The sequence below is a fragment of the Guptibacillus hwajinpoensis genome (assembly GCF_020524165.1).
Classification (GTDB): Bacteria; Bacillota; Bacilli; order Bacillales; family Guptibacillaceae; genus Guptibacillus; species Guptibacillus hwajinpoensis_D.
Window position 1 is genome coordinate 187128 of sequence record NZ_JAIVKU010000007.1, and the last position, 23153, is coordinate 210280.

General features: G+C 42.8%; 28 protein-coding genes, 1 rRNA gene and 1 riboswitch. Of the genes, 4 read left to right on the forward strand and 25 right to left on the reverse strand.

Going from position 1 to position 23153, the window contains the following annotated elements; genetic code table 11:
- Positions 1-90 precede the first annotated feature (90 nt).
- The gene (locus LC090_RS20155; RefSeq protein WP_224599261.1) at positions 91-336 is read left to right on the forward strand and encodes a YgaP family membrane protein; all 246 of its coding nucleotides are present in this window, start codon (positions 91-93) and stop codon (positions 334-336) included.
- A gap of 67 nt (positions 337-403) precedes the next feature.
- A complete protein-coding gene (locus LC090_RS22225) occupies positions 404-505 on the forward strand; it encodes an EYxxD motif small membrane protein (protein ID WP_337957775.1) in 102 nt (33 codons plus the stop codon).
- On the opposite strand, the gene purD is transcribed toward LC090_RS22225, so the two are convergent.
- The 14 genes from purD to LC090_RS20225 all read right to left on the reverse strand — a co-directional run bounded on the left by purD (position 483) and on the right by LC090_RS20225 (position 14176).
- Positions 483-1751 carry a phosphoribosylamine--glycine ligase gene (purD, locus tag LC090_RS20160; RefSeq protein WP_226659941.1) on the reverse strand — a complete coding sequence of 423 codons (1269 nt, stop codon included), beginning with the start codon at positions 1749-1751 and terminating at the stop codon, positions 483-485. The genes LC090_RS22225 and purD overlap by 23 nt on opposite strands.
- Positions 1752-1766: 15 nt before the next feature.
- Positions 1767-3305 carry a bifunctional phosphoribosylaminoimidazolecarboxamide formyltransferase/IMP cyclohydrolase gene (purH, locus tag LC090_RS20165; RefSeq protein ID WP_226659942.1) on the reverse strand — a complete coding sequence of 513 codons (1539 nt, stop codon included), beginning with the start codon at positions 3303-3305 and terminating at the stop codon, positions 1767-1769.
- A 20-nt stretch (positions 3306-3325) separates the two neighbouring features.
- Positions 3326-3898 carry a phosphoribosylglycinamide formyltransferase gene (gene purN, locus LC090_RS20170; RefSeq protein WP_226659943.1) on the reverse strand — a complete coding sequence of 191 codons (573 nt, stop codon included), beginning with the start codon at positions 3896-3898 and terminating at the stop codon, positions 3326-3328.
- On the reverse strand, positions 3895-4935 hold the full coding sequence (purM, locus tag LC090_RS20175; protein ID WP_226659944.1) for a phosphoribosylformylglycinamidine cyclo-ligase: 1041 nt from the start codon (positions 4933-4935) through the stop codon (positions 3895-3897). Before purM ends, purN begins: the two co-directional genes overlap by 4 nt.
- Before the next feature lie 15 nt (positions 4936-4950).
- Positions 4951-6363 (reverse strand): amidophosphoribosyltransferase, encoded by a 1413-nt coding sequence (purF, locus tag LC090_RS20180; RefSeq protein ID WP_226659945.1) that lies wholly within the window; start codon positions 6361-6363, stop codon positions 4951-4953.
- On the reverse strand, positions 6339-8564 hold the full coding sequence (purL, locus tag LC090_RS20185; RefSeq protein WP_226659946.1) for a phosphoribosylformylglycinamidine synthase subunit PurL: 2226 nt from the start codon (positions 8562-8564) through the stop codon (positions 6339-6341). Before purL ends, purF begins: the two co-directional genes overlap by 25 nt.
- The gene (gene purQ / locus LC090_RS20190; protein ID WP_226659947.1) at positions 8548-9231 is read right to left on the reverse strand and encodes a phosphoribosylformylglycinamidine synthase subunit PurQ; all 684 of its coding nucleotides are present in this window, start codon (positions 9229-9231) and stop codon (positions 8548-8550) included. Before purQ ends, purL begins: the two co-directional genes overlap by 17 nt.
- On the reverse strand, positions 9228-9479 hold the full coding sequence (gene purS / locus LC090_RS20195) for a phosphoribosylformylglycinamidine synthase subunit PurS (protein WP_098446125.1): 252 nt from the start codon (positions 9477-9479) through the stop codon (positions 9228-9230). The genes purQ and purS overlap by 4 nt, the downstream gene beginning before the upstream one ends.
- On the reverse strand, positions 9467-10192 hold the full coding sequence (gene purC / locus LC090_RS20200; RefSeq protein ID WP_226659948.1) for a phosphoribosylaminoimidazolesuccinocarboxamide synthase: 726 nt from the start codon (positions 10190-10192) through the stop codon (positions 9467-9469). The genes purS and purC overlap by 13 nt, the downstream gene beginning before the upstream one ends.
- A 22-nt stretch (positions 10193-10214) precedes the next feature.
- Entirely contained in the window at positions 10215-11507 is a 1293-nt protein-coding gene (purB, locus tag LC090_RS20205) for an adenylosuccinate lyase (protein ID WP_226659949.1), read from the reverse strand.
- Between the two features lie 25 nt (positions 11508-11532).
- Positions 11533-12645: a 5-(carboxyamino)imidazole ribonucleotide synthase gene (gene purK / locus LC090_RS20210; protein ID WP_226659950.1), complete on the reverse strand. Its 1113-nt coding sequence runs from the start codon at positions 12643-12645 to the stop codon at positions 11533-11535.
- Positions 12642-13127, reverse strand: coding sequence for a 5-(carboxyamino)imidazole ribonucleotide mutase (gene purE / locus LC090_RS20215; protein WP_226659951.1), 486 nt, complete (start codon positions 13125-13127; stop codon positions 12642-12644). The genes purK and purE overlap by 4 nt, the downstream gene beginning before the upstream one ends.
- Before the next feature lie 142 nt (positions 13128-13269).
- Positions 13270-13371: riboswitch (purine riboswitch) on the reverse strand.
- A 79-nt stretch (positions 13372-13450) separates the two neighbouring features.
- Complete coding sequence (locus LC090_RS20220; protein WP_224599292.1) at positions 13451-13645, reverse strand: NETI motif-containing protein; 195 nt, start codon at positions 13643-13645, stop codon at positions 13451-13453.
- 3 nt (positions 13646-13648) lie between these two features.
- Positions 13649-14176: a DUF2179 domain-containing protein gene (locus LC090_RS20225; RefSeq protein ID WP_159780937.1), complete on the reverse strand. Its 528-nt coding sequence runs from the start codon at positions 14174-14176 to the stop codon at positions 13649-13651.
- A 214-nt stretch (positions 14177-14390) separates the two neighbouring features.
- On the opposite strand from LC090_RS20225, the gene LC090_RS20230 reads away from it, so the two are divergent.
- On the forward strand, positions 14391-14834 hold the full coding sequence (locus tag LC090_RS20230; protein WP_226659952.1) for an Hsp20/alpha crystallin family protein: 444 nt from the start codon (positions 14391-14393) through the stop codon (positions 14832-14834).
- Positions 14835-14879: 45 nt separating this feature from the next.
- Here the strand turns inward: LC090_RS20230 and LC090_RS20235 are convergent, their stop codons facing one another.
- From LC090_RS20235 to LC090_RS20280, 10 genes are all read right to left on the reverse strand, one after another.
- The gene (locus tag LC090_RS20235) at positions 14880-15512 is read right to left on the reverse strand and encodes a sulfite exporter TauE/SafE family protein (protein ID WP_226659953.1); all 633 of its coding nucleotides are present in this window, start codon (positions 15510-15512) and stop codon (positions 14880-14882) included.
- A gap of 24 nt (positions 15513-15536) precedes the next feature.
- A complete protein-coding gene (locus LC090_RS20240; RefSeq protein ID WP_226659954.1) occupies positions 15537-16346 on the reverse strand; it encodes an urease accessory protein UreD in 810 nt (269 codons plus the stop codon).
- Complete coding sequence (ureG, locus tag LC090_RS20245; protein ID WP_226659955.1) at positions 16343-16960, reverse strand: urease accessory protein UreG; 618 nt, start codon at positions 16958-16960, stop codon at positions 16343-16345. The genes LC090_RS20240 and ureG overlap by 4 nt, the downstream gene beginning before the upstream one ends.
- Before the next feature lie 17 nt (positions 16961-16977).
- On the reverse strand, positions 16978-17643 hold the full coding sequence (locus LC090_RS20250; RefSeq protein ID WP_226659956.1) for an urease accessory protein UreF: 666 nt from the start codon (positions 17641-17643) through the stop codon (positions 16978-16980).
- Positions 17644-17656: 13 nt separating this feature from the next.
- Positions 17657-18097 carry an urease accessory protein UreE gene (locus LC090_RS20255; protein ID WP_226659957.1) on the reverse strand — a complete coding sequence of 147 codons (441 nt, stop codon included), beginning with the start codon at positions 18095-18097 and terminating at the stop codon, positions 17657-17659.
- Positions 18098-18109: 12 nt separating this feature from the next.
- Positions 18110-19816 carry an urease subunit alpha gene (ureC, locus tag LC090_RS20260; protein WP_226659958.1) on the reverse strand — a complete coding sequence of 569 codons (1707 nt, stop codon included), beginning with the start codon at positions 19814-19816 and terminating at the stop codon, positions 18110-18112.
- The gene (locus tag LC090_RS20265) at positions 19813-20136 is read right to left on the reverse strand and encodes an urease subunit beta (protein WP_226659959.1); all 324 of its coding nucleotides are present in this window, start codon (positions 20134-20136) and stop codon (positions 19813-19815) included. The genes ureC and LC090_RS20265 overlap by 4 nt, the downstream gene beginning before the upstream one ends.
- 12 nt (positions 20137-20148) lie before the next feature.
- Complete coding sequence (locus tag LC090_RS20270; RefSeq protein WP_226659960.1) at positions 20149-20451, reverse strand: urease subunit gamma; 303 nt, start codon at positions 20449-20451, stop codon at positions 20149-20151.
- 271 nt (positions 20452-20722) lie between these two features.
- The gene (locus LC090_RS20275) at positions 20723-21376 is read right to left on the reverse strand and encodes a nitroreductase family protein (protein ID WP_226659961.1); all 654 of its coding nucleotides are present in this window, start codon (positions 21374-21376) and stop codon (positions 20723-20725) included.
- 21 nt (positions 21377-21397) lie between these two features.
- On the reverse strand, positions 21398-22246 hold the full coding sequence (locus tag LC090_RS20280; protein ID WP_369522780.1) for a VOC family protein: 849 nt from the start codon (positions 22244-22246) through the stop codon (positions 21398-21400).
- A gap of 154 nt (positions 22247-22400) precedes the next feature.
- On the opposite strand from LC090_RS20280, the gene LC090_RS20285 reads away from it, so the two are divergent.
- A complete protein-coding gene (locus LC090_RS20285) occupies positions 22401-22727 on the forward strand; it encodes a winged helix-turn-helix transcriptional regulator (RefSeq protein ID WP_226659962.1) in 327 nt (108 codons plus the stop codon).
- A 328-nt stretch (positions 22728-23055) separates the two neighbouring features.
- Here LC090_RS20285 and rrf read toward each other — a convergent pair.
- Positions 23056-23153, reverse strand: a 5S ribosomal RNA gene (rrf, locus tag LC090_RS20290); the annotation flags it as partial.

The window sequence follows — 23153 nt, forward strand, 5'->3', positions numbered from 1 at the left end:
CATCACCCGCTTCAGGAAGTTTTCTTTATTTTAACATAATTTTGAAACGTTGCTACTTTTGATTTGTGAATGAAGAAAGGAGATTTTCAAATGAAGCCAAATATTAGCATGATGAATGCCTTTATTCGCCTTACTGCCGGTTTCACTTTACTGGCTTACTCAACCGCAAAGTTATCTAAAGAAGAATCGACATCTGCCTGGGTAATCGCTGCGATCGGCGCCATGAAGGTAGCTGAAGGTCATACGCGCTATTGTCCTGTCGTTGATCTTATGACACAGGATGAAACACGCGATCCAGATGAAACAGCGCTTGAAAGAGTAATCAATCCTTCTTAAAATTTTATAAAAAAACTTCCCTGGGTTCAGGGAAGTTTTCTCTACCTTATCAAAAGGAGGTTTCTATATGCTCGAATATATAACGGATACTTGGTTAATTTACACCATGATCATCGGAAGTATTGTTGCCATTGCGTTTGCCTACATCAGGAAGAAACGTGTGAAATAGCACGATGTCCAATGTCTGTTCGATAAAATCCATCCGTGACATGAACCTTTTCAAGCTCGTAATAAACGGCCTCACTCGCCGCTTTTAAATCATCTCCTGACGAAGCTACAAGAAGGACACGACCTCCGTCCGTTACAAGATGATCGCCACTTTGTTTCGTTCCAGCGTGGAAAACAAGTGCATCAGAATCAACTTGCTCCAGCCCTGTAATGAACTTGCCTTTTTCATAACTACCTGGATAGCCACCTGAAGCAACAACCACACCGATAACGGTTTGTTCACTCCATTCAATCTTAGGTTCTTGTCCATCAAGAAGTTCAAGAATCGCTTGAACGAAATCTGACGTCATTCTCGGTAATACCACTTGCGTTTCCGGATCGCCAAAACGTGCATTGAATTCAATTACTTTTGGACCATCTGCTGTTAACATAAGTCCTGCATAAAGAATACCCGTGAAGGAGCGACCATCCGTCTTCATTCCTTTAGCAGCTGGCTTTAAAATTGTCTCTACCGCATGATCAACAATATCTTGAGAGATTTGCGGCACAGGGGAATAAGCTCCCATCCCCCCCGTATTCGGTCCTTGATCACCATTGAAAGCCCGTTTGTGATCTTGTGAAATAACGAGAGGGTATACCCGTTCTCCTTCGACAAGAGCCATCAAAGAGAACTCCTCTCCTTCAAGAAATTCCTCCACCACCACGCGTTCACTCGCGGCACCAAATTGATTGTTCTCCATCATATCATGCAGGCTTTCTAGCGCTTCATCCAATGACATCGCCACTACAACACCTTTACCTGCAGCAAGACCATCTGCTTTTAAAACGATCGGAGCCCCGACTTTTGCAACATAAGCCTTCGCTTCCGCATAGTCAGTAAAGGACTTAGAAAATGCAGTAGGAATGTTGTTCGCAATCATTAATTCTTTAGCAAATGTTTTGCTTCCTTCAATCAAGGCCGCTTCTTGTCTAGGGCCAAATACACGGAGTCCTTCCTCCTCAAAGCGATTCACAATGCCATCAAGAAGAGGTTGTTCAGGGCCAACAAGTGTTAAATCAATGTTTTCCTTTTTTGCGAAGGCAACTAGTCCCTCATGATCGCTCTCTTCAATCGCCACAAGCTGGCTAACGTCCTTCATGCCCGCGTTACCCGGAGCGACATAGACTTGATTGACAAGGCTGCTTTCTGCCGCTTTCCAGGCCATCACGTGCTCGCGGCCACCGCGGCCAATTACCAATACCTTCACTCGAAAAACCTCCTCTTAATGTTTGAAATGACGAATGCCAGTAAAGACCATGGTAATACCGTATTCATTCGCTTTTTTAATCGAATCCTCATCTCGGATCGATCCGCCAGGTTGAATGATTGCTGTGACGCCAGCGCGCCCTGCTGCTTCCACCGTATCATCCATTGGGAAGAAAGCGTCTGAGCCCATTACTGATCCTTTGCTTTTCTCACCCGCTTGCTCAATCGCAATATTCGCCGCACCAACACGGTTCATCTGACCAGCACCAATTCCGATTGTTTGATCATCCTTCGTGAGAACAATCGCGTTTGACTTGACGTGTTTCACAACTTTCCACGCGAGCTTTAATGCTTCCCATTCTTCTTCAGTTGGTTCACGATCAGTTGGAACGGAAATATCAGCTTCATCAAATCCATAATGGTCACGCTCTTGAAGTAAAAGACCACCATTAATTGAAGTAAGCTGATGCTCTACAGCAGATGAAGCCGCGACATCTAGTTTTAATAATCGAAGGTTTTTTTTCTTTGTTAAAACAGCTAAAGCTTCTTCCGTAAACGAAGGCGCCATAATAATTTCAAGAAATATTTCCTTTAGCTTAAGAGCCGTTGCTTCATCTACTTCACGATTGATCGCAACAATACCACCAAAAATAGAAGTTGAATCCGCTTCGTACGCTTTCTGATAAGCTTCAAAAATTGTTTCCCCCGTACCGACGCCACAAGGGTTCATATGTTTAACAGCTACTACTGCGGGCTGGTCAAATTCTTTCACAATAGTAAGGGCTGCATTCGCATCATTAATGTTATTGTAAGAAAGCTCCTTACCATTTAACTGTTCAGCTGAAGCTAGAGAAGCCCCTTTATATAAAGGTTTCTTATAGAAAACAGCTTTTTGATGTGGGTTTTCTCCATAGCGAAGCGTTTGTTTACGCTCAAAGGTTACCGTTAATGATTCAGGCTCTTCTTCTCCGGATTGAGCTGTGAGGTATTCAGAGATCACAGCATCGTAGGAAGCCGTATGACGGAATACTTTTGCTGCAAGTTCACGACGAAGAATTCCTGTAGTGTCTCCATTTTCCTCGACTTGACGTAAGACGCGGTGATAGTCAGAAGGATCGACTACAACCGTTACATCACGATGGTTTTTAGCAGCGGAACGAAGCATTGTCGGTCCACCAATATCAATGTTTTCAATCGCTTCTTCATACGTGACGTCCGGTTTTGCGATTGTTTCCTGGAAAGGGTACAAATTCACAACGACAAGATCAATCGGTTTAATGTTTAGCTCGTTCAACTGTTCTTGGTGAGCTTCATTGTCACGCATAGCAAGAAGACCACTATGTACGTTTGGATGGAGTGTTTTTACTCGGCCATCAAGAATTTCTGGGAAACCCGTAACGTCAGAAATACCGATCACATCGACACCGGCTTCTTCAAGGGCACGCTTTGTTCCACCTGTTGAGATCACCTCTACTCCTTTGTCAGCAAGTCCTTTTGCAAATTCTGTAATATCTGTTTTGTCAGAAACGCTAATGAGTGCGCGTTTAATCGTCATGTGAATTCCTCCTACTTTCTCTAGTTTTTTTCCTGAAGAAGGGAACGAATGACAGCAGGATACAAGAGGTGTTCTACGGCTTGGATTTTGTTTGCCAGGTCTTCCTTTGTATCTTCCTCATCAATTCGAACGCTGTCTTGATCAATAATTTTACCTGTATCCATTCCCTCGTCCACAAAATGAACGGTAACACCTGTGATTTTAACCCCTGCTTCAAATGCTTGCCCGATTGCATCTTTTCCAGGGAACGAAGGCAGTAGAGAGGGATGGATATTAATGATCCTTCCTTCAAAACCTTGAAGAAGCGTTGGACCAATTAACCTCATATAACCAGCAAGGATGATCCATTCAACACCCGCTTCGTTCAACTGTTGAAGAATGAAGTTTTCAAAATCAGCTTTGGATTCATACGATTTAGGATAAAAGGAAAGGACAGGAATGCCAAAGCGTTCTGCCCTTTTTTCAACTTTTGCTCCAGGACGATCGCAAACCACAAGCGCTATTTCTGCTTCGATCTGTCCCTTTTCAATCGCAGCGGCAATCGCTTCGAAGTTCGATCCGCTCCCAGATGCGAATACGGCTAGCTTCTTCACGACAAGTCACCGCCTCCAAATTCAATTCCTTCTCCTTTAACTACACGACCAATCATATAAGCCCGTTCGCCATCCTGCTCAAGTGATTTAATCACATTAATCGCCTCATCTTCAGGCACTGAAAGTACCATACCGATCCCCATGTTGAATGTGGTAAACATTTCTTTGCGTGCCAGGCTTCCTTTCTTTTCAATCAAATCAAAAATTGGAGGAATCGGCCATGAACCGTAATCAATCTGGGCTGCCAGTCCTTTAGGAAGCATACGCGGAATATTCTCTTCAAAGCCACCGCCTGTAATATGAGCAATTCCATTCACAGTGTGCGATTTAAGAACATTTAAAACCGGTTTAACATAAATACGCGTCGGGGCAAGTAACGCCTCACCAAGCGTTGAACCAAGCTCATCATAAGAAATTGAAAGATCCATGTTATGATCTTTCAGCAAGACTTTCCGTACAAGGGAAAAACCGTTGCTGTGAATCCCATTTGAAGCAAGACCGATTAGGACATTTCCTTCTTTCACATTCTCTGTCGTAATCAGCTTGGATTTTTCAACAGCTCCCACCGTAAATCCAGCAAGATCATAGTCATTTTCTTGATACATATCAGGCATTTCAGCTGTTTCTCCACCAATTAAGGCACAGCCTGCCTGTGAACAGCCTTCTGCCACACCTTTTACAATTTCCTCGATTCGCTCAGGTGTAAGCTTTCCAGTTGCAATATAATCAAGAAAATAGAGAGGTTCTGCCCCCTGTGCGACAACGTCATTTACGCACATGGCCACGCAATCAATGCCAATCGTGTCATGCTGATCGAGTTGAATCGCGAGCATGAGCTTTGTTCCAACACCGTCCGTTCCTGAAACAAGAACTGGTTTCTCGTAGTCTAGTTCAGACAGATCGAACATGCCGCCAAAGCCACCAAGGCCACCCATTACGCCTTTGCGCATTGTTCTCTTTACGTGAGGCTTAATACGATCTACCGCTTCATAACCTGCTTCTATGTTAACGCCTGCCTGCCTGTATGCTTGTGCCATAATGGCCTCCTTCGGTTAAACTTTTTCGTAAGGATGAACGGTATCAGGATAAATTTCCGTCGGATAATTGCCTGTAAAACAACCAAGGCATTGACCACATGAAGAATCTTTATCCTCTCTACCGATTGCTGTTGTCATGCCATCAGTTGTAAGGAAAGTTAGCGAATCCGCACCAATTTCTTCACACATCTCATCAACACTCATCTTCGCCGCAATCAATTCGCCTGAGTTTGAGGTATCAATTCCGTAATAACATGGGCTAATAATAGGAGGTGCACTAATGCGTACATGAACTTCTTTCGCTCCCGCTTCACGAAGCATCGTAACGATCCGTCTACTTGTTGTACCCCTTACTATTGAATCATCGACAATCACGACACGCTTGCCCTCGACAACTCCTCGAACTGGTGAAAGCTTCATCTTCACCCCTCGTTCTCTTAGCTCCTGAGAAGGCTGTATGAACGTCCTCCCTACATAGCGATTTTTAATTAAACCCATTTCATAGGGGATCCCTGATTCTTCCGCATAACCAATCGCAGCTGAAATACTTGAGTCTGGAACACCTGTTACAATATCCGCTTCAATTGGCGCTTCTTTAGCAAGCTGCTTGCCAAGCTGTTTACGTGCCGTATGCACATTAATATTTTCAATGTTGCTATCTGGTCTTGAGAAGTAGATGTACTCCATCGAGCAAATGGCACGAGAGATGGAAGAAGAAAAACGCTCAGATTCCAACCCGTTCTCGCTAATTATCAAAAGCTCCCCTGGTTGCACATCCCGAATATATTCTGCTCCGATTAAATCAAATGCGCACGTTTCAGATGCCACGACATACGCGCCTTCTAGAATTCCTAAAGAAAGAGGTCTCAATCCATGGGGATCAAGAGCAACCATCATTTCTTTCTCTGTCATCATAATGAAAGCATAAGCACCTTTCACCATTGTGAGGGCATTTTTCACTTTTTCCCGCTGACTTAAGTAGCCACTTCGTTTAATAAGATGGGCAAGTACTTCCGTATCAGACGTTGTTTGGAAAATGCTCCCCTGTCCTTCAAGCTGATGCTTAAGCGCATTGGCATTCACAAGGTTGCCATTATGCGCTAGAGCGAGGCCACCGTTCTGTGAGCGGAACACAAGAGGCTGAACATTCTCATATCCACCGCCTCCTGCGGTGGAATATCTCACATGACCAATTGCGCCATTTCCTTCAAGCTTATCAAGATCTCCTGGTCCAAAAACGTCATTTACAAGGCCTAATCCTTTATGGTTGTAAAGTCGATCTCCATCAGTTGTTACAATGCCCGCGCCTTCTTGCCCACGATGCTGTAAGCTATGAAGTCCATAATATGTTAGCGACGCAGCATCGGGGTGACCCCAGATGCCAAATACGCCACACTCTTCATTTAAGCCTTTGATTTCACCAAACATGGAATGGCTCCTTTCCAAGCTGCTTCAAGCTCTTGAACTGGAGCATCGAAGATATGTGTTTCATCTTCATGCATAATGGTTAAAACACCAGTACCGGTTACTTCACCGATTAGCGTTGCTCCCGTTCTTTGCTCAAATGCCTGCTGATGTTCCCCCTTGATGCTTACAAGAAAACGAGATTGTGTTTCACTAAAAAGGTCTGTCGTGATATCTCCGTCAATCCTTACGTTAGCTCCAAGTTCTGTACCAATGAGTGATTCTGCAAGGGCCACACTAAGGCCGCCTTCTGCTAGATCGTGAGCTGATTCAACGAGACCATCTTGAATCGCGGTTAAAAGTTGGTTTTGGCGTTCTTTTTCGATTTCAAGATTAAGGGTAGGAGCTTGACCTGAAATCTTACCATCAAGGTACTTTTGAAGCTCGCTACCACCAAAGTCTTCTCCCGTTTCTCCAAGCATGTAAATCAAGTTTCCTTCTTTTTTAAAATGCTGCGTTGTAACATGACTGAGATCATGAACAAGCCCCACCATTCCAACAACCGGTGTGGGATATACAGCAATGCCGTTCGTTTCATTATAAAGGGATACATTCCCACCAATAACAGGAGCATTGAGCATGCGACATGCTTCACTCATGCCATCTGTTGCTTTTTCAATTTGCCAGAAGATCTCTGGCTTCTCTGGGTTACCAAAGTTCAAGCAATCTGTAATCGCTAGTGGCTCACCACCTGAACAAACAATGTTACGCGCCGCTTCCGCTACCGCAATTTGACCTCCAACTTCAGGGTCGAGATATAAATAACGGGAATTACAATCCGTCGTCATCGCTAATCCTTTGTTTGTTCCACGTACGCGAACTACTGCCGCATCTGATCCTGGCGCTACGACCGTATTCGTCCGTACCATATAGTCATACTGATCAAAAACCCATGCCTTGCTTGAAATCGTCGGCTGACTTAGTAGTGTATAAAGCATTTCCTTCGCATTTTCCACCTCAGGAATTGGTTTATGAAGCTGTTGATTTTCAATATAATACTCGGGAATACGAGAAGGCTTATGATAAACCGGCGCTTCCTCTGCAAGTGCATCAACCGGTACATCTGCAACCACTTCCCCATTATGAAGAAGTCTGAACTGCTTATCTTCCGTTACTACGCCAACTTCTTTTGCTAAAAGACCCCAGCGATCTGTGATCGCTTTAATCTCAGCTTCATGCCCCTTTTTCACCACAACGAGCATACGCTCCTGAGATTCAGAAAGCATCATTTCATAAGGCGTCATTCCTTTTTCTCGCTGTGGGACTTCATCTAGATTCATCTCAAGTCCCATGCCTGCCTTGCTCGCCATTTCGGAAGCGGAAGATGTTAAACCTGCTGCCCCCATATCTTGAATGCCGACAAGCGCATCACAGTGAACAAGCTCAAGACAGGCTTCAAGAAGAAGCTTCTCCATAAACGGGTCGCCAACCTGAACAGCTGGGCGCTTTTCGTCAGAAGCATCTGTCAATTCTTCAGATGCGAAGGTTGCGCCGTGGATGCCGTCACGTCCTGTGCTGGCTCCAACATACATCACTGTATTGCCAGCTCCAGATGCAATTCCTTTTTGAATGTCTTTATGATCAATCAAGCCAACACACATGGCATTTACAAGAGGATTACCATCGTAAGAAGAATCGAACTGAACTTCTCCTCCTACTGTTGGAATACCAATGCAGTTTCCGTATCCTGCAATACCAGCAACAACTTCCTCAAACAAATACTTCACCTTCGGATTGCTCAACTCTCCGAAACGAAGTGAATTAAGAAGTGCAATCGGACGAGCTCCCATTGAGAAAACGTCACGGATAATTCCCCCAACTCCTGTTGCCGCACCTTGATAAGGCTCAATCGCAGATGGATGGTTGTGGCTTTCAATCTTAAATACGACTGCCTGCTCGTCACCGATATCAACGATTCCAGCTCCTTCACCAGGACCTTGAAGAACGCGCTCGCCTGTGATCGGGAATTTTTTCAACACCGGTTTTGAATTCTTGTAGCTACAGTGTTCCGACCACATCACGGAAAATAGCCCCGTTTCGGTGTAATTCGGCGTACGGCCAAGAATCTCTTCCACCATACCGAACTCTTCATCTGTTAAGCCCATCTGACTGTAGAGCTTCTGGTCTTTAATCATCTCAGGTGTTGGTTCATGCATGTGTGACATGGGATTCCCTCCAGTTGCGTAGTATTGATTTAAATAGATTTAATCCATCTGCACTTCCTAACAGCTCATCTACCGCTCGTTCAGGGTGAGGCATCATCCCAAGAACGTTGCCCTTTTCGTTTACAATCCCAGCAATATCTTCAACCGAGCCGTTCGGATTATCTGCATAGGTAAATGCAATACGATTTTCCTGCTTCAGGGTCGCAAGTGTCGCCTCATCGCAATAGTAGTTTCCTTCTCCGTGTGCAATTGGAATTGTGATTTCCTCTTCTTTTTCATAAACTGAAGTAAACATCGTTTCATTGTTTTGAACGCGTAATGTCACAGGACGACACATGAACTTCAAATTCTTATTTCGTTTCATCGCTCCTGGTAATAGACCTGCTTCCAAGAGAATTTGGAATCCATTACAAACACCAAGAATCGGTTTACCTGCTTCTGCCGCCTTTACCACTTCAGCCATAATCGGCGAAAAGCGAGCTATGGCGCCACTGCGAAGGTAGTCTCCGTAAGAGAAACCGCCTGGCAAAAGAATCGCATCATAGTTTGCTAGATTCTGCTCATCGTACCGGACATAAACCGCTTCTTCTCCAAGCTCATCTTTGATAGCGTGATACATATCCACATCGCAGTTTGAACCCGGGAACACAATCACTGCAAATTTCACTGTGCGACTCCCTCCTCGATTTCATAGGTGTAGTCTTCAATCACGGTATTCGCAAGAAGCTTCTCACATATTTCTTTAATTCGCTGATCCAGGTTCTCCGTATCTTTCACGGTGAGCTCCATGTATTTTCCGATCCGTACATCTTCCACTTCATGATACGAAAGGCTGTGCAGTGAATTCTTTACGGCACTTCCCTGTGGATCTAGAACACTTTCTTTTAACGTTACATAGACTTTTACTTTGTACATGATTCGGAGCCCCCCAGGCGAGTTAAAATTTGTTCGTACGCTTCTGTCAAATTTCCAATATCTCTTCGAAACACGTCTTTATCTAGTTTTTCATTTGTTTTGCTGTCCCATAAGCGGCAAGTATCTGGAGAAATTTCATCGGCCAACAGTATCGTGCCTTCCGGTGTTACACCAAACTCTAATTTAAAATCAACGAGCTTTACGTCACGCTCAAGGAAGTATTCACGTAATAGCGTATTGATCTTTAACGCGCGTTCCTTTAATTCTTGAACGGTTTCTTCTGTTGCAAGTTCAAGTTCTAGCACATGATCAAGCGTGAGAAGAGGATCACCAAGGTCATCATTCTTGTAATAAAATTCAACGATCGGCTGTTTTAGTAACTTTCCTTCTTTCACACCCGTGCGTTTGGAAAAGCTCCCAGCTGCGATGTTTCGAACGACCACTTCAAGTGGAATGATCGAAACGCGTTTCACTAGCTGTTCAGTAGAAGAAAGCTTTTCAATAAAATGACTGTCGATTCCAGCACTTTTTAAATAATCAAAGAGCAGGCTTGTAATTTCATTGTTTAGGCGGCCTTTGCCTGTAATCGTTGCTTTCTTCTCTCCGTTATAAGCGGTTGCTGAGTCTTTGTACGAAACCCAAACAACTTCCGCTTCATTCGTTGCGTAAATTCTCTTCGCTTTTCCTTCGTACAACAATGCTTGTTTTTCCATGGTGATCCCCTCCGATGCTTAATTAAAGTCCGAGACGTTCAAAAATCATGTCCACCGGCTTAAGGTGGTAATTGTAGTCAAAGCAATCTTCAATTTCTGCTTCACTCAGCTGATCTGTAATCTTAGGATCTGCTTCAACAAGCTCTCTAAATTGAATGCCTCTTTCCCAAGCATCCATTGCTTTTGGTTGAACAAGATCATAAGCTGCTTCACGTGCCATGCCTTTATCAATAAGCGACAGAAGAACGCGTTGGCTGTAAATCAAGCCGTATGTTCTTGTCATGTTGCGCTTCATGTTCTCAGGGAAGACCGTTAGTTTCGAAACAATTCCTGCAAAGCGATTAAGCATATAATTGAGTGCAATCGTTGCATCCGGAAGAATGACACGCTCTGCTGAAGAATGAGAGATATCACGCTCATGCCAGAGAGGAACATTCTCGTAAGCCGTTGTCATATAGCCACGAATCACGCGTGCCATACCAGTCATATTTTCAGAACCAATCGGGTTACGCTTATGTGGCATAGCGGAAGATCCCTTTTGTCCTTTCGCGAAAAACTCTTCTACTTCACGCGTTTCACTCTTTTGTAGACCACGAATCTCAACAGCAAACTTTTCAATCGATGTTGCCACAAGTGCTAGAGCCGACATGTAATGAGCATGACGATCGCGCTGAAGCGTTTGTGTTGAAATCGGCGCTGGTTGAAGGCCAAGCTTTTCACAAACATACTGCTCGATAAATGGATCAATGTTTGCATACGTTCCAACTGCACCTGATAGTTTACCGAAACGAACGTTATCAGCAGCTGTTTTAAATCGTTCCAAATTACGCTTCATTTCCTCGTACCATAGCGCCATTTTAAGACCGAACGTTGTTGGTTCTGCATGAACACCGTGGGTTCTCCCCATCATGACGGTGTACTTGTGTTCCTGTGCTTTTGCTTTAAGAACGTCAATAAATTTCTCAATGTCTTTGATCAAAATGTCGTTTGCTTGATTTAGCTGATAGGAGAGTGCTGTATCAACGACATCTGTTGATGTTAGACCGTAGTGCACCCATTTCCGTTCTTCTCCAAGCGTTTCAGATACAGCTCTTGTAAAAGCTACCACGTCATGTCGCGTTTCTTCTTCAATTTCATGAATGCGATCAACGTTGAAACCAGCGTTTTCACGGATTTTTTGAACATCTTCTTTCGGAATGATGCCAAGTTCTGCCCAGGCTTCACATGCTAAGATTTCCACCTCAAGCCACGCATTGTAGCGGTTTTCCTCTGTCCAAATCGCTCCCATTTCAGGGCGAGTATAACGTTCAATCATTTTAAGTCCTCCTGGTCTCTTGTCTTTACTGCCATAACTTCCATGAGTTTATTCGCTTCATCGCTTCTTCAGTTGAAGGCGCAAGAAAGTTGATATGTCCCATTTTCCGATTAGGCTTTGCTTCTTCTTTCCCATATAAATGTAGCTTTGCATCTCCAAGCTCTGAAATACTGTCCATTAGCGGAGTGATATGCTGACCGAGCAAGTTGCCCATCACAACAGGTTTTAGAAGTTCTGTGCTTCCGAGCGGTAATCCACATATTGCTCGGATATGCTGCTCAAATTGTGATGTCTCACAAGCCTCCATCGTATAATGACCAGAATTATGTGGCCGTGGTGCTAGCTCATTTACATAAATCTCATTATCTTTAAGAAATAGCTCAACTGCAAGTGTACCAACAAGATTTAGGTTATTCGCAATGTTCTTTCCGATCTCATCTGCTTTGATTTTGACCGCTTCATCTACTCGAGCTGGAACGATCGTTTGATGAAGAATATTGTTCACATGGATGTTCTCACCTATAGGGAATGTCGTTGTTTCCCCTGTTACACTACGTGTCACAATTACGGACAGCTCTTTTTGAAACGGAACCCAACTTTCTAGAATACAAGGTACGTTCGGGAAGGTGAGAGCTTCAACATCTTTTTCCGTTTGAAGCACCCACTGCCCTTTCCCGTCATAACCACCCGTACGTGTTTTGAGGACGGAAGGGAGGCCGATCTTCTCCAGTGCATCCTTAAGATCTTGATGAGAATCGACCGCTTCAAAAGGCGCTACATGAAGACCAGAATCCTGAATCGCTGTTTTCTCAATATAGCGATCTTGCGTCACTCGAAGTAGTTCTCCACCCTGAGGCATATATGCGTTTTCTTCCAGCCATCTTGCTGTATCGTGTGTAATGTTTTCGAATTCATAAGTGATCACATCACTTACATCAGCTAACTGACGTGCGCCATCTAGATCATCATAGCCACTAACCACTTCATGATCCGCCACCTGACCACAAGGTGAATCTTTTTTCGGTTCAAGGACGGCAATTTGATAGCCCATCTCTCTCGCCTTCAACGCCATCATTCGTCCTAGCTGACCGCCACCTAAAATCCCAATTGTACTTCCAGGTAAAATGGTTTTCCTCATAAGCGATCACTACTTTCGAGTACGGTCTCTTTCATTTGCGCTCGATACGTACTAAGCTTCTGCTCGATTGCTGTATCATTGGTACTCAATATCTGCGCAGCTAGTAGTCCTGCATTTTTCGCTCCTGCTTTTCCGATCGCAACGGTTGCAACAGGTACGCCCCCTGGCATTTGTACAATCGAGAGAAGTGAATCTAATCCATTTAATGTGCGTGATTGAACAGGTACGCCGATGACGGGAAGAGTCGTTTTCGAAGCCACCATACCTGGTAAATGGGCAGCCCCACCAGCTCCCGCAATAATGACGTTCAAGCCGCGTTCTCTGGCCGATTCTGCATATTCAAACATTAATTCCGGGGTTCTATGAGCCGAAACAACTTTTTTCTCAAATGGCACTTGAAGCTCTTCTAGTATGTCACACGCATGCTTCATCGTATCCCAATCAGAAGTGCTTCCCATTATTACGCCAACCTTTGCGTCCATACTATTCCTCCTCTAGTGAAGGTACTAATTAATCTAAATAGTGTGAAAATAAAAGAAAAGCCCGAGATAGAATTCTTCTATTTACTTAGAAGAAGCTTCTACCTCGGGCGAAAACACATTTGTCCTGATCTACGCGAACGCAAAACACGACTTTCCCCCTCATAGTCCGACGATTTATGGTCGTCAGGTAGAAACTTATGGGCCTTATTCCCAAGATTATATGAGGTATCCTTTTTGCTCCTCTTACATAGTAACAAGAGCGACGTTCAACTGTCAACGAAAAATCGAACGATGTGTTTTATATATACTGTAATGTTCGGTTTTTACTTTAACTTTCCATCAAAAACAATTTTTCGACCGCATAGCTCTGGTTCTTTGGAACCTTTGGTCTCTTTAAAGACAGGCTCCTCCCGTCTTCTAACAGGCATGTAACCTTCTTCATCCATTCGTGTTAAGCAATCAGAAAGTGATTCATTTTCCTGAACTTCAAACTTCTTTTTCTTCGCTTTCTTTTCCATACATTACCTCCGAATTTTTCTAACCCAGAATCCACCCTGGAAGGTACGGGGTTCATAAGAGATAACGAAAGCTTTCGGATCAAGGTCTTCAATCGCTTTGTAGAGCTTTCTTTCCGATTTTCGCGACGTTAGCACTTGCATCACGAGACGTTCTCCCTGTCTACCATGTGCAAGATAGTGCGTAACACCGTAACCGATATCTCTTAATTTATTTGGAATATCATCTTCAAGCTTTGTTGTAATGGCATTTACGGTGATATAACCAAGGGCAAGATATTCTTCGATCTTCATCCCAACGATAATTCCTACACCAAAACCAAGGGCGTAAGCAATAACGTTTTGGATTTGTCCAAGATTATCGAGGACGAGACCAAGTCCTATAACATATATTGCAATTTCAATTGTTCCAGTAATTGCTGCAAGGTATCGCTGACCTTTAAGTGTAAGAATCGTGCGCATCGTGAGAAACGATACATAAACGATATTAATCACAAAAATGGTCGCAACCATGCCAAGACCACTATCTAGCATGTCCATCCTCCTTTTCCCTTATCGTTCAAACTCGAACTTTCCCTAGCATAACACGAGGAAACGGAAAACCGCATGCGATATTTATCGAATTTAGCTAAAAAGTTTCGACTAATTTTTCCATGTTTCTTGTTTACCTACGTTAGCCATCACTCAAATCATTTAACAATCATCCATTAGGTGCATATACTGGGAAAAAGTCTGGGGAGGAAACCTAATGGGAGACTATTGGAGTCAGATGTATGATTGGAAAAACAAAATGAATAAATTTATGGGGGATGACTTCTGGACTGATTTTCAGGATATGTTCGTCTCAAACGGCCCTCTTGTGAACCTTTACGAAGCAGGAAATGAACTCATTTGTACAGTCTACCTTCCTGGCATTAAAAAAATCGATGATATCGATGTGTATATTCATTATCGAACACTTAAAGTAAAAGGTCAGACATCAATGAATCTGAAAGGCTATCGAAACGTTCAGGAAGAGTATAAGCATGGTCCATTTGAACGCATTGTTGAACTTCCATTCCCAGTTCGTGATCAACCAATCGATGCGAGTTATAAAAGAGGCATTTTATTAATTCATCTTCACCGATTGATTGAATCAAAAGAAGATAAGAAGCGATTGAAAATCACCGATGTCGAATTAGATGAATCCTGAAGAAACAGAGGCAATCGAAGATCGCCTCTGTTTTTCATATCCTCTCTATAGAAAGCTAAATAAGCCATCCGTTACGCCAATACGGTAGATATAATAGCATCCAAACCCAACTGATAGAACGCCAGTCAGCTGAGTTAGTCGATGGTTTAGCTTCATTTGTTTTCGTGTAACGACGAACGGAATACCAAGAATGGTTGTGAACCCTAGCATGCCAACACATGTCCCGACACCAAAAACGAGAATATAGATCGCCCCTTGCCACAGTGTCTCAACTGTACCCATCGTTAAAAGAACCATCGCTGCACTTCCGGCTAATCCATGTACAAATCCAATCATACCCGATTGAAGATAGGTTCGATTGCCCTTCAATTCTTTATTTGCCGTTTTTGTTAGGAACGTTTTAACCCCAAGAAACACGAGCATAAATCCAACGAGCATTTCAAGCGACATCGCCCATGTGTCTGTTATGGTTGTATGAAAGAGAAAGAGAAGCATCCCTATCAGAAAAAGCGTTGTGGTGTGCCCAATTCCCCAATAAACACCTGCTAACGAAGATTTCCACAAACTACGCGTTTTGCTCGCTATGGTTGAAACGGCAATAACATGATCCGGTTCGATGGCATGTTTGATACCAAGTAAAAATCCAATCACTAATACGGATACTAAACTAGCGTCCATCCTTTTCCCCCTCTATGTCTCCTACTACTTGCGCCAGGATATCGCGCTTCGATTGTAAATTGTACGATGAATAAACGTTTCAATTGCAGCAAAAATCTTTTCAATTACAGATGTCCGTTTTGCAAGAATTCGAAAGCAGCAACCAGGAATCGGTAATATCGAAACGCCGTAATGAGCTTCACTAAAGGAAGAAAGCTCCTCTCTCAATTTCTCAATCCATTCCTCACTTACATTCGGATGAATAAAGAACAAGGAGCCGATATGGGTATTCCCTTCTAACTGAAGCAGCTTTCTTACATCATCTTTAGGCTTTAATCGCAAATGGTCATAGACTGCTAACTTCTCATTTTGATAGATTTTCACTTTAGATGTCACACATGTGTAAGGGAATAGTTCCCCATCCTTCGACCAGCCTGGCGTCACAATATCGGTTAGAAATAAAACGGCGCTTTTATCCATGTAGACATCCGTTTTTTGGATAAAGCGCGCATCTCGATACGCGATGAGCGGATCTAGCTTCATATGTAATTGACTCTGTTCATCTAACTTATAAACGCTTTTCTGCTCAACTTGCTTGTTCAGGGTTTTATAAACCTTTGTAGATGCCTGGGTCGTCACTGCTAATGTGGCGTTCTTTCTTACGTGAATCTGTGTAAAGTATGTATCGCCATCGACATAGCCACCGCCTACGTGAATCAACTGTACAAGTGGGAGACCTTCTTCTGTATAAGTAGGACGTGAGATTTTAAACACTCCGTTGTAATAAGCATCAGACAGGACTGATTTACCATACCTCTCAGATGCTTCTAACTGAAGATAGCCCGTATAGGTCACTGCTCAAGTCCTACAAAAAATGCCTGTTCTTTTATCCATTTCACTACATCACTAACCCCTGTCTCATCCTTTAAGTTCGTGAAGAAAAACGTGCGATCTCCTCTTGATTTCAGCGTATCCTCACGCATAATATCAAGATTTGCCCCAACGTAAGGAGCAAGATCTGTTTTATTAATAATAAACAGATCTGACTTAATCATCCCCTGACCACCTTTACGAGGGATTTTCTCTCCCTGTGCCACGTCAATAATATAAATCGAGAAATCAACTAACTCAGGACTAAACGTAGCAGCAAGGTTATCGCCCCCACTTTCAACAAAAATAAGATCAAGATCTTTATGACGTTCATTTAATTCATCAATAGCAGCAAAGTTCATCGATGCATCTTCTCGAATCGCCGTATGCGGACATCCACCAGTTTCTACTCCGATAATTCGGTCGGAAGGTAAGATCCCATTCTTGGTTAAAAACTTTGCATCTTCTTTTGTGTAAATATCATTTGTTATCACCGCCATACTAAATTCATCTTTCATCGCTCGAGTTAATCGATCAACTAATAATGTTTTGCCAGCACCAACTGGCCCTCCGATGCCAATTCGAATTGGTTCGTTCATTTTCGATCATCCTTTCCTTAACTCATAAATAATCGGACGTTAATCGTCTCATGCTGCATTTGCGCGATTTCAAGACCCGGGGACCCAATTCCGAAGTCACTCTCATCAAGTGACATAATTCTTTCTACACTCCTGGTGAGAAGAGGCTGGATCTCGACAAGAATGCGCTGACCATCCGTTTGCCCAAGCGGCACGCCTCTGACAGCATTTTGAACGAGTGACGAAGTCGTCGCAAATCCATAGCATGAAACCGCTGTTTCCACATCGATCCCAAGATGGTGAGAAACAATCGCAAAGACTAAAGCGCCATGTCCATAAACGTTTTTCTTTTTCAATTCATCGAGATACTTTTCAAAAACTGGACTCGGATAAAGTGTTGAGACGACCTTAACAAGGCGATCGCCAATTCTCCTGTTCCCTTCTCTTGTTTCTCGAGCCATCTGAAGTGCATAAAGCGATTGATCGAGCTCCCAAAGCTGGTCAAGTTTGCCTGATTCTAACCACTCGTAAGCGAACCGACAAGCTAATCCATCCGTGTAAACAAGCTGATTCATAAGAAAAAGCTCAAGCACGTTTTGAAAGGAGGAGGAATCATGAACGGTCCCGTTCGAGATGTACGTCTCAATTCCAAATGAATGCGAGAATGCACCTGATGGAAACTGCGAATCACTCATTTGTAGCATTGGAAAAAGCACATTAGTCATGCCCAATGTATTTAAACGCTTCTTTCATTTTTCGTTCCTCGATCACATGGGTAACGTTCATTTCAGTTAACAACCGAACGACGAGATAGTCATGCTGTACAATCATTTCATTCCCCTCAAATTGTGCTGGCAAATGACGGTTGCCAAGCATATGCGCTACTTCTCCCATCTGTTTTAAAGAATCTGGCTGAATTACGATTACTTCATCCTCCAGTACACTAACAACAATCACATTTTCTGATGTGCGATGAAGAATATCACCATCGGTCAAATCGACTGGTTTGGATAGTTTAATACCAATCTCTTTCCCGTGATCCGTTTTCACACGCTGAATTCGTTTCACAAGCTCATCACTACGAAGATACACACGCTCAACGTGCGGTAGTTCTCCTTTTTCTTCGCAAATGTTCCCCTTTACTTCACTAATAATCATCCGTTATCCACCTCAAAATAAAAAATATCGTTGGGCTAGTGGTACACTGGTTGCAGGTTCACATGTTATCAGCTCACCATCCACTTTCACTTCATACGTTTGTGGATCCACTTGTATATCCGGTGTTTCACCATTAAATTTCATATCTTTCTTTTTAAGCTTTCTAATATTCTGGACAGGTTTAATCAGCTTTTGGAGCCCAAGCTTTTCATGAACCCCCCTTTCGATAGCCGCTTGAGATAAAAAGGTAATCGAAGTTCTCGATTTCGCTTTTCCAAATTGTCCAAACATCGGTCGGTATAGAGCCGGTTGTGGCGTAGGAATCGAAGCATTCGGGTCCCCCATCACGCTCCACGCAATCATCCCACCTTTCACAATCTGCTCCGGCTTCACCCCAAAAAAGCCTGGCTTCCATAGAACAAAATCTGCTAGCTTCCCTACCTCAATAGACCCAACTTCGTCTGATATTCCATGCGCAATGGCAGGATTAATCGTATATTTCGCGATATAACGTTTCACACGCTCATTATCATTCTCTGCGTCCTGCGGTATTGCCCCACGTTGCTTTTTCATTTTGTCTGCTGTTTGCCACGTTCTAGATATCACTTCTCCAACTCGACCCATCGCTTGCGAGTCAGAGCTAATAATGCTAAACACGCCCATATCATGCAAAATATCTTCTGCTGCGATTGTTTCTTTTCGAATCCTGGAGTCCGCAAATGCCACATCCTCTGGTACTGAAGAATCAAGATGATGGCAAACCATCAGCATATCAAGGTGCTCCGCGATTGTATTTGTTGTAAAGGGACGAGTAGGATTCGTCGAGGATGGAAGGATATGTTCATAAGAAGCCGCTTTAATGATATCTGGCGCATGCCCTCCACCTGCTCCTTCTGTATGATAGGTATGGATGACTCTTCCATCAATCGCATTCAGGGTATCTTCTACAAAGCCACCTTCGTTTAACGTATCGGTATGAATCGCCACTTGAACATCGTACTGATCGGCTACCGTTAATGCTGTATCAATGGAAGCAGCTGTTGTACCCCAGTCCTCGTGAAGCTTTAACCCAATCGCTCCTGCTTCAATTTGTTCTCGCAAAGCTTCCTCACCTGAAGCATTTCCTTTGCCAAGAAAGCCAAGATTCACTGGAAATGCTTCCGCTGACTCAAGCATACGATGAATATTCCACTCACCTGGTGTACAAGTTGTCGCATTCGTTCCAGTCGCTGGACCCGTTCCTCCTCCAAGCATTGTTGTTATTCCAGATTCGATGGCAGTCTCAATTAATTGCGGACAAATAAAATGAATATGTGAATCGATTCCTCCTGCTGTGACAATCATTCCTTCAGCTGCAATAACTTCTGTAGAAGCACCAATTACAATATCTATCTTATCCATTAGATACGGATTGCCAGCCTTACCAATCGAAGCAATACGACCATCTTTTACACCGATATCTGCTTTATAAATACCGGTATAATCGACAATAAGAGCATTGGTAACGACTAGATCGACAGAATCACTTCTCGTCGCTAGAGGATGCTGCCCCATACCATCTCGAATCACCTTTCCTCCACCGAATTTCACTTCATCACCATAGCTTGTTTCATCCCGTTCTACTTCAATAAATAACTCTGTATCAGCTAAACGCACTTGATCTCCAACTGTCGGCCCAAACATATCCGAATAAGCTTTTCTTGAAAGTTCAAAACTCATCGATTCACCCCACCATCTAACGAACCGTTTGTTTTATTATTAAGTCCGAACACTTTACGCTTACCTGAAAATTCAACGAGTGTAACTTCTTTCGCATCTCCTGGTTCAAATCGAACAGCCGTACCTGCGGCAATATTTAAATGCATGCCAAAAGCACGATCGCGATCAAAATTTAGCGCATCATTCACTTCATAGAAATGAAAATGAGAGCCTACTTGAACCGGTCTGTCTCCGACGTTTGTTACTTCCATTTCAATCGCTTCTTTCTCTTGGTTACACACAATCGTAGATGACTTTAACTTGTACTCACCTGGAATCAACGCTATACCTCCTCATATAATCGGATCATGAACTGTGACTAATTTGGTACCATCTTGAAAGGTAGCCTCCACTTGTATATCCGTAATCATTTCTGGCACCCCTTCCATGACATCTTCTCTAGCCAAAATCGTTCGCCCGTACTGCATCAATTCTGCAACACTCTTTCCGTCTCTTGCTCCTTCAAGCACTTCATATGTAATAATTGCAATTGCCTCTGGATAATTAAGCTTTAATCCTCTAGATTGCCGCCTTCTCGCTAAATCTGCCGCCACGACAATCATTAATTTCTCCTGTTCTCTCGCCATTAACTTCAATGAAATTCCCCCTAACTTACATAGAAACCGAAAATTATGATAATTCATATTATACATAAAATAGAAGGTTATAAAATAACATAGGATTATTTTTATTTTACAACGTCACCTAGAGAAACAAATCGTACTCGAACAAGAATCCTAATATGTCAGCGTTTGTTAGCGCATTCACTAGTTCATTTTCTACTCGAAAAAATATGTAAGATTAACTTACATCTAAGGGAATTCATATCAAAAAAAGAAGAAGAAGCTTTTCGCTCCTTCTTTAGGATTACTTATGAAAAATGACTCGTTCTTCAACAGGTTGAAATTCTTTCTCCCCTGGGGGAGCCGTAGGGTTTCCAAAAGGCATCTGTGCAATAAGTTCCCAACTAGATGGTACATCCCACTCTTCTTTCACCTGTTCGTCAATTAATGGATTATAATGTTGAAGAGACGCACCCAGCCCCTCTTTTTCTAATGCTGTCCAGATAACAAACTGAAGCATGCCAGAAGAATGCTGTGACCACTTTGGAAAGTTGTCAGCAAATGTGGGAAGCTTTTCTTGAAGTCCTTTAATTACGTCTTGATCTTCGAAGAAAAGAACGGTACCATAACCACCTGCAAACCCGTTCATACGTCCTTCAGTTGCCTCAAACTGATCTGCAGGAACAATAGCTCGAAGTGTCTCTTTGGTAATCTCATTCCAGAGTTTTGTGTGATTCTCATCTAAAAGAACAAGCACCCTTGCGCTTTGTGAGTTAAATGCGGTAGGTGTGTGTTTAACCGCATACTCAATTATCTCTTGCAGTTTGTCATCGGAAATGACGCGCTCTTTACCAATACCATAAATCGATCTTCTTCCTTTTACAGCCTCAAAGAAGTTCTTGTTATCTCCATTAGCCTCATTCTTTGCTGAACCAAAAATCTTTTCCATCATACCCATGTGAATAACCACCTTTTTTCTCTATTTTTTCAAACTAAGACGAATCATATTCCCTGAAGGATCTTTCGTATAGAAATCGTCACCTTTCTCCCATACGTTGCTGAAATTTTTTACTTGTTCTACCCATTTATTTCTTTCTAAATCACTTGTGAAAACAATCGAAAACCACTTAAGTCCAGTGCTTCTTTCTTTGGGAGGCAAAGCTCCAGCGCTTTGCCAGGTATTTAATCCAATATGATGATGGTAGCCTCCGTACGATGCGAATATCGCATCATGACCGAACTGACTTACAATCTGAAGACCTAAACCTTTTTGATAGAAGTCTTTCGCTTCTTTTAGATCAGACACTTGAAGGTGAACGTGTCCAAGAACGGTATTCTCAGGAAGGCCTTCGATAACCCCTGACGCTTCCTTCATTAATTCTTCAGCGTTCAATGCATTTGTTGTCATCACGACTTGATCTTCCTCCCAGCTCCACTGTGTTGAAGGTCGATCTGCATAGATTTCAATCCCATTTCCATCAGGATCTCCTAAATAAATTGCTTCACTAACAGAATGGTCAGAAGCACCTTGAAGGGGATATCCAGTACTTAATAGATGTGTTAGTACATTCGCAAGGTGCTTTCGTTCAGGTACAAGTAAAGCAAAGTGATACAATCCAGTTGAAGGGTATGCTCTTCTCGTGTTTGTTTGTTCAATTGTGAGAAGGGGTGTCTTACCATTCGTTGTGAAAACGACAGTATCGTTTGATTGACTAAATATCTCAAATCCAATTATTTTTACATAAAAATTGATTGATCGCTTTAAATCACTCACAAACAAATGAAGTTCACTAGTGTGGGGAACAGATTCAGAATGAAATTTCATCATAGATCTCCTTTAAGAGTTCTGAATAAACTCATTAACTTACTTTATGTAAGTAACTATATAATCATAAGTTAAATACGTCAAGTTACTTGCTTCTAATCAATAATTTTTGAATTGAATTCATACTAGGTTATAATGAATTTGGGAGTGAATGATTATGAATAAATCTTCTCTATGTCCTAGATTTGAAAAAGCGATGTCCCTTCTGAGTCAGAGGTGGACAGGCTTAATTATTCATCAACTTTTGGAGGGACCTCAGCGATTTTGCACAGTAGAAACATCCATTTCCATCAGTGGTCGTGTACTCTCTGAAAGGTTAAAGGATCTTGAGCAACAGGGAATCGTTATCCGAAATGTATATCCTGAGACACCTGTTCGCATAGAATACTCTTTAAGCGACAAAGGGTACGCACTCGCTCCAGTTTTGCATGAGATTGAAAACTGGGCAGAGCACTGGGTTGAAATTGATGATACTGGTAAGTAAACTAGCATAAAAAAGCCGATTGCTCTTATTTTGAGTAATCGGCTTTTGTGTTTAGGGAGATAGGCAGCTTTTTCGGAGAATCAGGACTTTTAATACGGGGATTGGGGATGAATCAGGTGAGAAAGTTAGAACTGGCCAGTAATTCCGCGATATTTAAGATATTTCCGCGAAATTCGATTTTATTCCGCGCTTTTCATGAATAATTCCGCGAGTTTGAGATTAATTCAGCGAACGTGAGACATAAGGGTCTTTCAGCTAGTAAAAACCCCTTCCATAAAACCACATAAAAAAAGGCGAGAAACCCTCAGGTCTCTCGCCTTTCTTCATTGCCCAGCGACGTCCTACTCTTGCAGGGGGAGATCCCCCAACTACCATCGGCGCTGAAGAGCTTAACTTCCGTGTTCGGCATGGGAACGGGTGTGACCT

What these genes read in the sequence shown, in the direction of transcription:
- LC090_RS20155 (WP_224599261.1), top strand. Translation starts at nt 91, where the DNA reads ATGAAGCCAAATATTAGCATGATGAATGCCTTTATTCGCCTTACTGCC.
- LC090_RS20230 (WP_226659952.1), top strand. Translation starts at nt 14,391, where the DNA reads ATGGGAGACTATTGGAGTCAGATGTATGATTGGAAAAACAAAATGAAT.
- LC090_RS20220 (WP_224599292.1), bottom strand. Translation starts at nt 13,645, where the DNA reads ATGGAAAAGAAAGCGAAGAAAAAGAAGTTTGAAGTTCAGGAAAATGAA.
- LC090_RS22225 (WP_337957775.1), top strand. Translation starts at nt 404, where the DNA reads ATGCTCGAATATATAACGGATACTTGGTTAATTTACACCATGATCATC.
- purE (WP_226659951.1), bottom strand. Translation starts at nt 13,127, where the DNA reads ATGGACGCAAAGGTTGGCGTAATAATGGGAAGCACTTCTGATTGGGAT.
- LC090_RS20255 (WP_226659957.1), bottom strand. Translation starts at nt 18,097, where the DNA reads ATGATTATTAGTGAAGTAAAGGGGAACATTTGCGAAGAAAAAGGAGAA.
- purB (WP_226659949.1), bottom strand. Translation starts at nt 11,507, where the DNA reads ATGATTGAACGTTATACTCGCCCTGAAATGGGAGCGATTTGGACAGAG.
- purK (WP_226659950.1), bottom strand. Translation starts at nt 12,645, where the DNA reads ATGAGGAAAACCATTTTACCTGGAAGTACAATTGGGATTTTAGGTGGC.
- purL (WP_226659946.1), bottom strand. Translation starts at nt 8,564, where the DNA reads ATGTCACACATGCATGAACCAACACCTGAGATGATTAAAGACCAGAAG.
- ureG (WP_226659955.1), bottom strand. Translation starts at nt 16,960, where the DNA reads ATGAACGAACCAATTCGAATTGGCATCGGAGGGCCAGTTGGTGCTGGC.
- purF (WP_226659945.1), bottom strand. Translation starts at nt 6,363, where the DNA reads ATGTTTGGTGAAATCAAAGGCTTAAATGAAGAGTGTGGCGTATTTGGC.
- ureC (WP_226659958.1), bottom strand. Translation starts at nt 19,816, where the DNA reads ATGAGTTTTGAACTTTCAAGAAAAGCTTATTCGGATATGTTTGGGCCG.
- LC090_RS20285 (WP_226659962.1), top strand. Translation starts at nt 22,401, where the DNA reads ATGAATAAATCTTCTCTATGTCCTAGATTTGAAAAAGCGATGTCCCTT.
- LC090_RS20225 (WP_159780937.1), bottom strand. Translation starts at nt 14,176, where the DNA reads ATGCTAGATAGTGGTCTTGGCATGGTTGCGACCATTTTTGTGATTAAT.
- LC090_RS20235 (WP_226659953.1), bottom strand. Translation starts at nt 15,512, where the DNA reads ATGGACGCTAGTTTAGTATCCGTATTAGTGATTGGATTTTTACTTGGT.
- purM (WP_226659944.1), bottom strand. Translation starts at nt 4,935, where the DNA reads ATGGCACAAGCATACAGGCAGGCAGGCGTTAACATAGAAGCAGGTTAT.
- purS (WP_098446125.1), bottom strand. Translation starts at nt 9,479, where the DNA reads ATGTACAAAGTAAAAGTCTATGTAACGTTAAAAGAAAGTGTTCTAGAT.
- LC090_RS20280 (WP_369522780.1), bottom strand. Translation starts at nt 22,246, where the DNA reads ATGATGAAATTTCATTCTGAATCTGTTCCCCACACTAGTGAACTTCAT.
- purC (WP_226659948.1), bottom strand. Translation starts at nt 10,192, where the DNA reads ATGGAAAAACAAGCATTGTTGTACGAAGGAAAAGCGAAGAGAATTTAC.
- LC090_RS20275 (WP_226659961.1), bottom strand. Translation starts at nt 21,376, where the DNA reads ATGGGTATGATGGAAAAGATTTTTGGTTCAGCAAAGAATGAGGCTAAT.
- purH (WP_226659942.1), bottom strand. Translation starts at nt 3,305, where the DNA reads ATGACGATTAAACGCGCACTCATTAGCGTTTCTGACAAAACAGATATT.
- LC090_RS20250 (WP_226659956.1), bottom strand. Translation starts at nt 17,643, where the DNA reads ATGCTACAAATGAGTGATTCGCAGTTTCCATCAGGTGCATTCTCGCAT.